Origin of the sequence: Amycolatopsis sp. Poz14, from assembly GCF_006704225.1 — a bacterium.
Classification (GTDB): domain Bacteria; phylum Actinomycetota; class Actinomycetes; order Mycobacteriales; family Pseudonocardiaceae; genus Amycolatopsis; species Amycolatopsis nivea.
The window spans coordinates 5,909,907-5,921,207 of record NZ_JACLHD010000001.1 but is presented as its reverse complement, the minus strand read 5'-3'; the positions used below and the strand labels follow the sequence as shown (position 1 = coordinate 5,921,207).

The 11,301-nt window shown below is 71.8% G+C and carries 3 protein-coding genes; all 3 read right to left on the bottom strand.

What is annotated here, in order from left to right; translation table 11 throughout:
* Window positions 1-2: 2 nt before the first annotated feature.
* From FKO37_RS27990 to FKO37_RS27980, 3 genes are read right to left on the bottom strand one after another with little or no spacing between them, the layout of a single operon-like run.
* Entirely contained in the window at window positions 3-230 is a 228-nt protein-coding gene (locus FKO37_RS27990) for an MbtH family protein (protein ID WP_134662747.1), read from the bottom strand.
* A gap of 29 nt (window positions 231-259) precedes the next feature.
* Window positions 260-6,532 carry a non-ribosomal peptide synthetase gene (locus FKO37_RS27985; RefSeq protein WP_238606422.1) on the bottom strand — a complete coding sequence of 2,091 codons (6,273 nt, stop codon included), beginning with the start codon at window positions 6,530-6,532 and terminating at the stop codon, window positions 260-262.
* On the bottom strand, window positions 6,529-11,091 hold the full coding sequence (locus FKO37_RS27980) for a non-ribosomal peptide synthetase (protein ID WP_238606421.1): 4,563 nt from the start codon (window positions 11,089-11,091) through the stop codon (window positions 6,529-6,531). Before FKO37_RS27980 ends, FKO37_RS27985 begins: the two co-directional genes overlap by 4 nt.
* Window positions 11,092-11,301 lie beyond the last annotated feature (210 nt).

Genomic DNA, 11,301 nt, shown 5'->3' with positions numbered 1-11,301 from the left:
GTTCAGCTCTCTCGCTCGGCCATGGCGCGAACGAGGCTGGCCGGGCGCATGTCGGTCCAGTGGGTCTCGATGTACTCGAGGCAGTCCTGCCGAGGGCCGGGACCGTGCACCGTCCGCCAGCCGTCGGGCACAGCCGCGAACTGCGGCCACAACGAGTACTGCTTTTCATCGTTGATCAGCACCAGAAAGGTGCCTTCGGGATCGTCGAACGGGTTGGTCGACTCGGCCATCTGCGGTCCTTCCTCCGATTCGTCGTGTGTCAGCGGTTTTCGGGTTCGTCCTCGCGGCGCAGCCGCGGCCGGATCCTGGCGGTGCCGAGCCGGCGGGCGAAGCCGGCGATCGTCGGGTGCTCGAACAGCGTGCGCAGCTTGAGCTCGGCCCCGAGTTCGGCGCGGATCCGGCCGATCAGCCGGGTCGCGAGCAGGGAGTGCCCGCCCAAATCGAAGAAGTTGTCCTCGGTGCCCACGTGAGGCACTCCGAGGACCTCGCCGACCAGCCGGCACAAAATCCGCTCCCGTTCGTCGGCCGCCGATCCCGATCCGGTGCCGCGCACGACCGGGGCGGGCAGGGCCGCGACGTCGATCTTTCCGGTGGGCGTGAGCGGCATCCGGGGGAGGACGACGAGATGGGCGGGCACGAGGTACTCCGGCAGCGATTCCTCGAGCAGTGCGCGGAGTTCTCGGGTGTCGATGGGGTGGGTGGTGGTGAGGTAGGTGGTGAGTTGGGGGTTGTGGGGGTTGTCGGTTCGGAGGGTGGTGTGGGTGGTGGTGATGTGGGGGTGGGTGGTGAGGGCGGTGTCGATTTCGGTGGGGTCGATGCGGTGTCCGCGGAGTTTGGTTTGGGTGTCGGTGCGGCCGTGGAAGTGGAGGTGGCCGTGGTGGTCTTGGTGGACGAGGTCGCCGGTGCGGTACATGCGGGTGCCGGGTGGGCCGTAGGGGTTGGCGGTGAAGCGGGTGGCGGTGAGTGCGGGTTGGTTGTGGTAGCCGCGGGCGAGTTGGGGGCCGGCGAGGTGGAGTTCTCCGGTGGTGCCGGGCGGGACCGGCTGCAGAAACCCGTCCAGCACGTAGCCCTGGACGTTGTCGGCGAGCCGGCCGAGGGTCAGCACCCCGCGGTCGATCGGCGCCCCCGGCGGGATGCGGTATTCCATGCAGCCGACCGTGGTTTCGGTGGGCCCGTACTCGTTGATCACGATGGCTCCGGGGTTGCGCGCCCGCCAGCGGTCGAGCTCGGCGCCGCGCAACGGCTCTCCGCCGAGCACGAGCTCGCCGGTCACCGGCCACGCGCCGCCGTTCTCGAGCAGCAGCGGCAGGTGGCTCGGGGTGGCTTTGAGGAACCGGGGCCCGGCGGCGGAGACGGCCTCGCCGTGCAGCACGTCGGCAACGTACACGCTGCCGCCGGACACCAGCGGGCCGAACAGGCTGGTGACGGTGAGGTCGAATGCCAGCGAGGAGTACAACGGCGCCGCGACCGACAGCGACGGATACCGCTTTCCGCACCAGTGGAGATAGGTCGCCAGCCCGCGATGGGTGACGGCGGCGGCCTTTGGCCTGCCGGTTGTGCCGCTGGTGAAGATGAGGTAGGCGAGGCTTTCTGGGTGGATCGGGACCGCGAGCGGCGCGTCGCTCCGCGCTGCCAGTTCGGAAGCCGTCGTCGCATCGTCCAGCCGGAGGATCGCGACTCCGGTTCCGGGCAGGCGGACGTCCTTCACACTGACGACGACGTCCGGCCGGGCGTCGTCGAGCATGTGCCGCACCCGCACGGCCGGTGAGTCCGGGTCGAGCGGGAGGTAGCTTGCGCCAGTCTTCAGCACGGCGAAGACTGCGACCGGCACTTCCGCGCTGTGCCGAAGGGCCAGGGCAACGACCGAGCCCGGTCCGACGCCGTACGTGGCGCTGAGATGGCGTGCCAGGCGGTTCGCCCGTGCCTCCAAGGTCCGGTAGCCGACCGCGTCCCCTGCCGCCGTGACGACCGCCGTCCGATCGGGTGTCGTGCCGGCCTGGCGTTCGAACAGGTCCACGACCGTGGCGTCCGGCACCTCGGCGGTGTTGTCGTTGGCCTCCTTGAGGAGTTTCCGTCGCTCGCCGGGGGAGAGCACGTCGTGCCTGCTGAGCGGACGGTCCGGGTCCGCCAGCATGGAGGCGAGCAGCCGTTGCCACCGCGTCACGATCGTCTCCGCCGTGCCGCGGTCGAACACGTCGGCGTTGAACTCCAGCATCCCCGCGATGCCGGCGGGGCCGTCGGCATCGCGTTCTTCCGCGAGGTGCACCGACAGGTCGAACTTCGCGACGTCCGCGAGGGCCGGGGCCATCGTCGTGCGCAATCCGTCGAGGTCAAGTTCCGCGTCGGGTGTGTTGTCGAGGGTGAGGATGACCTGGAACAGCGGGTGCCACGCCAGCGACCGTTCCGGGTTGAGCGCGGCGACCAGTTGTTCGAACGGCAGGTCTTGGTGGCTGAACGCGGCGAGGTCGGCGGTGCGCACCCGGGCAAGCAACCGGCGCGGTGACGGGTCTCCGCTGGTGTCGGTGCGCAGCACGAGGGTGTTGACGAAGAAGCCGACCAGTTCGTCCAGCGCGTCGTCGGTACGGCCGGCGACCGGGGCTCCGATGGGGATGTCGGCGCCCGCTCCCAGCTTGGTGAGCAAGGCGGCGAGGGACGCCTGGACGACCATGAAGAGGCTGGCCCCGCTGGTACGGGCCAGGTCGATCATCCCGGCATGCAGGGCGGTGTCGAACCGGAATCCGACGACGCCGCCGCGGCCGGTGGTGACGGCGGGCCGCGGCCGGTCGAACGGAAGCCGCAGGGTGGCCGGCAACCCTGCGAGCGTTTCGCGCCAGAAGCCGAGCTGGGCCGCGCCGAGCGTGCCCGGCACCGCCGGGTCGCCGAGCAATTCACGGTGCCACAACGTGTAGTCGGCGTACTGGACGGGCAGCGGCGTCCAGGCCGGGGCCGAGCCGTCGCGGCGGGCGCGGTAGGAGGCGGCGAGATCGCGCAGCAGCGGGGTCATCGACCAGCCGTCGCTGGCGATGTGGTGGAACACGAGCAGCAGTACGTGCTCTTCGGGCCCGACGGCCGCGAGGCGGGCCCGGAACGGGACTTCGGCGGTGAGGTCGAAGGGGTACTGGCTGTGCTCGGCGATGTAACCCGCGAGTGCGCCCTCGGCCACCGCGTCCGGGGTGAGCACGGAGCGGACCTCGTCCGCGGGCCGGACTAGCTGCCGCGGGTCGCCGTCCACCTCCGGGAAGATCGTGCGCAGACTCTCGTGCCGGGCGACCACGTCGTTCAGGGCGGCCTCGACCGTTCCGGCTTCGAGCGGACCGAGCAGCCTCAGGGAAAACGACACGTTGTAGGCAGGCGCCGCGTTGTCCATCCGGTTGAGGAACCACAGCCGCTGCTGTGCGTACGACAGCGGAAGCACTTCCGGGCGGGGGCGTGGGGCGAGCCGGCAGCGGCTGCGGCCCGCGCCGGTCAGCACTCGGCCGAACGCGGCCACCGTCGGCGCGTCGAAAAGGGCGCGGATCGGAACCTCGGCGTCGAAGACGCTTCGCACCCGGCTGACGAGCCGGGTGGCGAGCAGAGAGTGGCCGCCCAGTTCGAAGAAGTCGTCGTCGACGCCGACCCGCGGCAGCCCGAGCACCTCGGCGAACAGGCCGGTGAGGATCTCCTCCTGGAAGGTGCGCGCCGGCCGGCCCGGCGCGGACGGCGCGGGCGCGGGCAGCGCGTCGGCATCGAGCTTGCCGTTGGGGCTCAGCGGCACCGAATCCAGGATCACGAACGCCGACGGCACCATGTGGGCGGGAAGCCGGTCCGCCGCGAAGCGGCGGAGTTCTCGGGTGTCGATGGGGTGGGTGGTGGTGAGGTAGGTGGTGAGTTGGGGGTTGTGGGGGTTGTCGGTTCGGAGGGTGGTGTGGGTGGTGGTGATGTGGGGGTGGGTGGTGAGGGCGGTGTCGATTTCGGTGGGGTCGATGCGGTGTCCGCGGAGTTTGGTTTGGGTGTCGGTGCGGCCGTGGAAGTGGAGGTGGCCGTGGTGGTCTTGGTGGACGAGGTCGCCGGTGCGGTACATGCGGGTGCCGGGTGGGCCGTAGGGGTTGGCGGTGAAGCGGGTGGCGGTGAGTGCGGGTTGGTTGTGGTAGCCGCGGGCGAGTTGGGGGCCGGCGAGGTGGAGTTCTCCGGTGGTGCCGGGCGGGACCGGCTGCAGAAACCCGTCCAGCACGAAGGCCTGCATGGCCAGGACCGGCGAGCCGATCGGGACCGCTTCCTCGGTCCGGCCCACCCTGTGGTGCGTCGCGTGGATGGCGGTTTCGGTCGGTCCGTACCGGTTGTGCAGCGCGACGTCGAACTTCTCGAAGAGGTGATCCCGCAGGGTCGCCGTCAGCACTTCGCCGCCGCAGAGCACCCTGCGCAGCGACGGGCACCGGCCGCCCTCGACGGACTCGAGGAATTCCCTCAGCATCGACGGGATGAAATGGCTCAGTGTCACCGATTCGCGCTCGATGGTTCGGGCCAGCCGCACCGGGTCGCGCTCGTCGCCCGGTTCGGCCAGCACCACCGTCGCTCCGTGGGTCAGGGGCCAGAGGATCTCCCATGCCGCGGCGTCGAATCCCAGCGCGGCCTTGTGCAGCACGCGGTCCGCGGTCGTGAGCGGGTCTTCCTCCTGCATTCCGCGGAAGCGGTTGGCCAGCGCTCCGTGCGTGAGCACCGCGGCCTTCGGCATCCCGGTGGTGCCGCTGGTATAGATCAGCAGCGCCGCGTGGTCGGGACGAGGCGGTTGGAAGCCGCTTTCGGGAGCGGCCGCCGGCAACGGTCGCCCGAGAACGACGAGTGGCACGTCAGTCTCCGGCACCTCGACTTCCGCAGTGCTGAGCAGGACCCGCGCGCCGGCGTCGCCGAGCATGTGGGCGAGCCGTCGCCGCGGGTAGGCGGGGTCGAGAGGGAGGTACGCCGCCCCGGCGCGCAGCACCGCCAGCACCGCGGTAACGAACGCTCGTGAGCGCGGCATCAGCAGCGCCACGACAGTCTCCGGCCCGATCCCGTGGCGGCGGACCAGGTGCGCGGCCAGCGCGTCGACATCGGAGGCCAGTTCGCCGTACGCGACGGCGGGGCCGGCGGTGACGAGCGCGGCGTGCTCCGGGTGTGCGCGTGCGGACGTGGCGAACATTTCCGGGACGCTGGGCCGCAACCGCGGTTCGCCGGTGTCGTTGCCCGTTGTCAACGCCCGCGCTCGCTCGCCCGGCAGCAGGACGTCGTGGCGGGCGAGCGGGGCGTCCGGGTCGGCGCCGAGGGACGCGAGGAGCCGGGCCCAGCGCGCCAGCAGCGTCTCGGCCTCGGTTCCGGTGAAGTGATCGGTTCGGTACTTCGCTTGCAGGCGAAGACGTTGTCCCGGGAACACGGTCAGGCTCAGCGGGTAGTGGGTGCTCGTCTGGCCCGCGAGCGAACGGAGACGCAGCCCGGACCCAGCGGCAAGGCCGGCCTCGTCGAGCGGGTAGTTCTGGAAGACCACCAAAGTGTCGAACAGGTCGCGGTGTCCGGCGAGACGATGGATTTCAGGGAGGCCGAGGTGTTGGTGGGGCAGCAGTTCGGCCTGGGTGCGCTGGAGGCAGGTGAACAGTTCCGGTGCGGTCGCCGCCGCGGTGGCGCGGATCCGGGTCGGCAGAGTGGTGATGAACAACCCGATCATGTCCGTCGCGCCGGGGAGGCCGGGCGGCCGGTCCGCCGACGTCGTGCCGAACACGACGTCGGCGCGGCCGGTCAGCCGGGCGAGCAGGATTCCCCACGCGCCCCGGCACACGGTGCCCAGGGTGACCCCCGCCGACCTGGCCAGCCGGGTCAGCGCCTCGGTGGCCGGTTCGTCCAGAACGAGCTCGTGTTCGCGGACTTCGGGAGCGGCGCCCGGGCGGACCGCGGGTGCCAGCAGGGTCGGTTCGAGATCGCGGACCGCCTCGGTCCAGGCCTCCCGGGCGGCGGCGCCGTCCTGCTTTCCGAGCCACGTGAAGTACTCGCGGTAGGGAACGAGCCGCGGCAGGGCCGCCGGCAGTTCCCCGGCGTACAACCGGAACAGCTCTCGGAGCAGGATTGCCAGCGACCACCCGTCGTAGAGCAAATGGTGGTTGGTGAGCACGACCGTGTCGCGCTCGCCGGAACACCGGATGAGGGTCAGCCTCAGCAGCGGCGGCCTCGCGAGATCGAAGCGCCGCGCCCGGTCCTCGGCGAGGACCTGCCGGATCGCGGCCTCCCGGGAGTCCGCGTCGAGCTCGCGAAGATCGTGTTCCGCCCACGGCAGCGTCGCTTCGGCAGCGATGACCTGCACGGGCTCCCGGACGGTTTCGTGCACGAAGCCCGCTCGCAGCGCGTCGTGCCGGTCGAGCAGGGCTTGGCCCGCTGCGCGGAGCCGGGCGGCATCCAGCGGGCCGTCGAGACCGAGGACGATCTGGAACGCGTACAGGTCCGGACCGGACGTGTCGTACAGGCTGTGGAACAGCATGCCCTGCTGAGTCGAGGTGAGCGGCAGGATGTCGGCGACCCTTGCCGTCGTCATTCGGCGGCCCCCCACAGCTCGCGGACGCGGTCGAGTTCGTTCTGAGTGAGTCCGGCGTGCGTGAAGTCCGCGGGAGTGCGGGCGCCGGCTCCGTCGGCGGCTTCGGCGGCGGCGCACAGGCCGTCGAGTGCGTCGAACCACCGGGTGGCCAGCGCGCGGACCGTTTCCTCGGGCACCGCCTCGGCCGCCCATTGCCAGTGCGCGTGCAACTCGCTGCCTCCGCGTCCGTCCGCGACGTAGCAGTCGAGCTCGATCGCGTGGGCCAGCGGCATGCCCGCGTCGGCGTGGGCACGCAGCGCCCCGAATCCCGGCAGCGGCTGCCAATCCCCGTCGCGGCTCGGGAATCGGCCGAGGTAGTTGAACGCGAATCGCGGACCAGGGTGCTCGGCCAGGCTCACGCCTGCTGGCCCGCCGAGGTACTTCAACCTGCCGAAACCCCGGCCGTGATCGGGGATCTCCCGCAGTTGCCGCTTGACCCGGCGCACGACGTCGAGGGCCGCGGGGCCGCCGGAGAGCGCGCCGTCGAGGTCGGCTCCGGGAAGCGCCAACCGGACGGGGTGGAGCGTCGTGAACCAGCCCAAGGTGCGGTTCAGGTCGGCACCGTCCTCGTCTCTCCCGTGATGTTCGAGGTCAAGGGTCACGGTGTCGTCGTCGGAGATGTCGAGGACGGCAAGCGCGAACGCGGTGACGAAGAGGTCGGCGGCGTCCGCGGCCAGCCGGGCAGGCGCGGTGGTGAGGAGAGGGGCGGTGCGCTCGCGAGGGAGGAGGCGGCTCAGCCGCCCCGCGGTCGCGGTGGTGTCGCGGCCGGGGACGAGCGGTTCGCCCGCTGTGCCGAGCATCGCCCGCCACAGCGGAAGCTCCCGTGCCCGGGTGTTCGACGAAGCGTCGGCCGCGACCCGGTCCGACCATTCCCGCAAAGACGTGCCAACGGCGGCGAGCACCGGCTCGCGGTCGGCGCTCGCCGCTTCCCACGCCGACTCCAGGTCGTCCCGCAGGATCCGCCACGAAACGCCGTCGACGGCGAGGTGGTGCACCATCAGGAGCACCGCGCCGCGGCCGGAACCGGTGTCGAACCACACCGCCCGGAGCAGCACGCCTTCGGCGGGAGAGAGTTCCGCGCGTGCTGCCGCGGTTTCCCGTTCGACAAGGGACGCGAATGCCCGCTCGTCGAAGCTGCCCGACGCGTCGACCCGGCGGACCGTGCCCGCCGGGAGGTCCCCGGCCGCGGCGACCACCACGTCCGGGCCGTTCAGGCGCAGGCGCAGCGCGTCGTGGTGGCGTACCAGGGCGCCAAGCACGACGGTGAGCCGCTGGGCGGTCAGCCCGGCGGGCGCGCGGAGCACCACGGACTGCGCGAACCCGTCGATCGGGCCGCCCCGTTCGCGCAACCAGCACAGGATGGGCCAGGGCTGCACACGGCCGACGCCGCTCGACGGAGCAGGCGCGGGCTCGGCGGATGCCGGGGCGACGTCGGCGAGCGCGGAGACCGTGCGGTGCCGGAACAGATCGGTGGGGGTGCAGGAGATGCCCGCGGCCCGGGCCCGGGAGCTGACCTGGATGGCGAGAACGCTGTCTCCGCCTGCCTCGAAGAAGTCCTTGTCCACGCCGATCTCCGGGATGCCGAGCACGTCGGCGACGATCTCGGCCAGGATTTTCTCGCGCGGCGTTCGGGGAATGGCGCCACCGGTCCCGGCCGCGTCCGGCGCCGGCAGGGCCGCGCGATCGAGCTTGCCGTTGCGGTTGAGCGGCATTACGCCGAGCGGCACGTATACCGCAGGCACCTGGTAGTCGGGAAGCTGCGCGGAGAGGTGGGCGCGCAACTCGTCGGCGGTGCGGGCCGCGCCGTCCTCGAAAACGACGTACGCGACCAGCCGAGGGTCTCCTTCTCCGTCCTGCCGGGCCACGATCGCTGCCCTGGCCACGCCGGGGCAGCCCGCGAGTACCGCCTCGACCTCGCCGAGTTCGATGCGGAAACCGCGGATCTTGACCTGGTCGTCGGCGCGGCCGAGGAAGACCAGCCGTCCTGCGGAGTCCCACCGGACGACATCGCCGGTGCGGTACATCCGCTCGCCCGCCGGCCCGAACGGATCCGCCACGAAACGGCTCGCGGTGAGTCCCTGCCGCGCGAGGTATCCGCGAGCGAGCCCGTCGCCGCCGAGGTACAGCTCGCCTGCCGCACCGCGCGGGGCGAGCCGCAGGCAGGAGTCGAGCACGTAGGCCCGGCGGTTCGCGATCGGCCTTCCGATCGGCGGATCGCCTTCCGCGCCGTCGTCCCGCCAGAGCGTGGAGTAGACGGTGACCTCGGTCGGGCCGTAGATGTTCCCGATCCGGACGCCCGGCAGGCGTTCGCGGGCGTCCGCCACCGCCCGCGCAGGCAGGGCCTCGCCACCGAACACGATGATGCCCGGGCGGGGCCCGGACGGGGCGGCGAGCACGCCCGCGAGCGAAGAGGGAACCCCGGCCAGGATCGAACCGGCCCAGCCGGCGTGTTCGCGCTCGGTCATCGCGAGCATGTTCGGCACGATCTCGACCGAACCGCCTGCGACGAGCGCCGGGAACACCTCGAAGAACGACAGGTCGAAGTTGAGCGACGTGGCCGCCAGGGACCGCTGCCATGCGGCGGCGCCGAACTCCTCGATCGCCGACTCGACGAGATCGGCGGCCGCCCCGTGCGGGACGACGACGCACTTCGGGCGGCCGGTCGAGCCTGACGTGTAGATGACGTAGGCGGGATGGTCGGGCCGTAGCGCGGTGACCCGGTCGGCGTCGGTCAGGTCGTCGCCGGCCGCGTCCGCCAGCCGGGCCCGGGTGTCCGGGTCGTCGAGCGCCAGGACGGGTGTCCCGTCCGGGACCGTCGGGGCCAGCTCGGCGGTCGTGACGACGATCGCGGGCCGGGCGTCCTCGATGATGAACGCGGTCCGTGCCGCGGGGTAGGCCGGATCGAGCGACAGGTAGGCCGCACCGCACTTCAGCGCGGCCAGTGCCGCGGTCACCAGGGACTCGTCGCGGTCGAGGCGGATGCCCACGAAGGACTCCGGTCCTGCGCCGTGGGCAGCCAGGAGCCGCGCGAGCCGGTTCGCGTCCTGGTCGAGCACCGCATGGGACAGGACCCGGCCGGCGCAGCGCACCGCCGCGCCTTCCGGGTTACGCGCCGTGGCTGCCGCCGCCATGGCAGGCAGGAGCGACCTGCCCGCCGGGCGTCGCGGTCCGGTCCCCAGGCCGAGCAACGTGCGGGCTTCCGCATCGCCGACCACTGGCAGGCGCGCGACCGGCCCTCCGGCTCCCGGGCGGGCGAACTCGCCGAGGAAGCGGACGATGCGGTCGGCGTGCTCGTCCAGCGCGGCGGGGTCGAGCACCTCGGGGTGAGCGTCGAAGTAGAACTCCAGCCCGGTGTCGTCTCCGCGGTGGAAGACCGTGATCGACAGGTCGTCCACCGCGCCGGTGGCCAGGTTCCGCATCTCGGCGGGCCCGTTGCCGAAGTCGACGTTCCACGGGAACGGGATGATGTTGAGCAGCGGCCCGAAGAACCGGCGGCGGTCGGCGGGCCAGCCGAGTTCCGCGTGGAGGTTCTCGCCGCGGAAACGCTGGTGGCGCAGAGCGCCGTTGAGCTCCGCCGAGGTGCTCGCCAGCACGGCGGCGGCCGGCTGTCGCGGATCGACGGCAACCCGGAACGGCAGGATGTTCGACATCATCCCGGGGATTTCGCGCAGCGCCCGCGCCGGGCGCCCGGAGACGGGAAGCCCGAGCACGGCCTCCCCGGTCCCGCCGCGCGTGGCGAACCACGTAGCCACGGCCGCGGTGAGCACGACCGGCCACCGGGAGCCGTGTTCGGCGGCGAACGCGCGGAGTTCGGCGAAACCGGCCGCGGACACGCTGCGTTCGGTGCGGTGGAAGTCCGCTCGCACCGCGGACGGCCGCCGCCCCAGGTCGACCGGGGCAGGCAGGTCGGCGTAGCGGTCGAGCCAGTAGCGGCGATCCCGTTCGGCGGCAGGCGAACCGTCGTAGGCGCGCTGGGCCGCGAGAAGGCCTTCGAGCGGGGGCAGGGGAGTGCCCGCGTCCACACCCGCGCGCAGGCCGCGGTAAATCCGAGCGGTGCGCTGCGCGAGCAGCGCGAAACTCAGGCCGTCGGCGAGCGCGTGGTTGATGCGCTGGTACCAGAAGTGCCGGTGCGGCCCCAGTTTCAGCAGAGCCTCGGTGAACAGCCGGCCCGGCGTCCAGTCGACGGGGCGGTGCAGGTCGCGCCGCATCCACTCGCGCGCAGCGGCTTCCGGGTCGGGGGCCCCGGACAGGTCGGCGGTCTCCGGCGACCAGTCCGCCAGTTCGGTGATGGCCTGGCGGGCGCTGTCGGGCGCGAACGCCAGGCGCAGGCACTCGGCTTCGCCGACCATGGTGCGCAGCGCCCGCACGAACGTGTCGTGGTCGAGTTCGCCGCGGATGTCGGCGTACTCGGCGCAGTTGTAGAACGGGTCGCCGGGCTCCAGCTGTTGCGCGCGGAACACGCCCATCTGGCCGGCCAGCAACGGCATGGCGTCGGTGTGGTCCGGCCCGCGCGTGCGCATTTGTTGAACCTCCCCCAAGCGGTTCTGTGCGTCGCTTTGTTCGCAGAACTCCCCCTGAGCCCGGCCCGCCGGAGAAGGCGGAGACCTGGGCACCGACGCGCAATACGACCGCAAAATCGTCGTGGTCGCTGATCCAATGCTCCGCCACCATAGCAACGGCATCCGTGGGTGACAATCCCGATATACGCTTCGCATACATCGCGCAATTGC